The sequence below is a fragment of the Vibrio sp. 1180_3 genome, from assembly GCF_029478545.1.
Lineage (GTDB): Bacteria > Pseudomonadota > Gammaproteobacteria > Enterobacterales > Vibrionaceae > Vibrio > Vibrio aestuarianus.
The window spans coordinates 1-790 of the sequence record NZ_SJFM01000146.1 but is presented as its reverse complement, the minus strand read 5'-3'; the positions used below and the strand labels follow the sequence as shown (position 1 = coordinate 790).

Annotated in this window: 1 protein-coding gene; it reads left to right on the top strand. The window is 41.9% G+C overall.

Annotation, left to right across the window (positions count from 1 at the left end; translation table 11 throughout):
* Positions 1-153 precede the first annotated feature (153 nt).
* Positions 154-525 (top strand): DUF4440 domain-containing protein, encoded by a 372-nt coding sequence (locus EYW48_RS21335; RefSeq protein WP_277433061.1) that lies wholly within the window; start codon positions 154-156, stop codon positions 523-525.
* Positions 526-790: the final 265 nt, after the last annotated feature.

The following is a 790-nucleotide window of genomic DNA, read 5'->3' as shown; positions in this document are numbered from 1 at the left end:
ATTCACATAACAAGCAATTCAAGTGGATTCTCAACGCGTGGCAGTTTTACTATGCGTTGAGTAAAGTGTTTTATGGTGCAATGCAGCGGCTTGGCCAGTGCGTTGTTCACCACTTAATTGGGCGTTATATGCTTTATCGATTCAGGAGAAGAAATGGATATTTTAGTAGAACAAGAAATCGAACTTCACCAGTATGAGATACGAAAAAATAGAGCTGATATTGAACGCCTAATTCACCCGAGTTTTACTGAGGTTGGTAAATCAGGTAACAGTTTTAACTCTGACTCGATAATCGAAATGATGAGTTCAGAAAAGCCTTCGGATTTGCATGTTCATTCGCAAAAATACGAATGTATTCAACTTGAACCGTCAGTTCAGCTTCTTAAATATGAATCAGCTTTAGTCAAAGAATCTGGTGAAGTAAGCGATTATGCTAAACGTTGTTCTATTTGGGCATTTACTGGTAGCTGTTGGCAGTTGAAGTATCATCAAGGGACGCCATGTGCGGCTTTTGAATTGATATAAAACTAGGCTTGGTGGTCAGGCATATAACAAAGCGTTCAAGAGGGACTTGGCACGCGTGGCATTTTCAATTTGCGTTGGGTTTAGTGGTTAAGGCGCTATGCAGCAACTTTTGTATTGCGTGCCTGCGCCCCTTAACGCGGCGTTAGCTGGGGTTAAGAAAAACGGTGAATTTAAGGTGGAAAGGCTTTGGGTTTTCTAGCTACACACCGGACAAATCTCAGCTTCTCAACTATCTCGCCAGTGGCACTTTTCGGGAAGTGTTTGA

Bases quoted from the DNA above. Each gene is read 5' to 3' on its own strand.
- EYW48_RS21335 (WP_277433061.1), top strand. From the start codon at position 154: ATGGATATTTTAGTAGAACAAGAAATCGAACTTCACCAGTATGAGATA.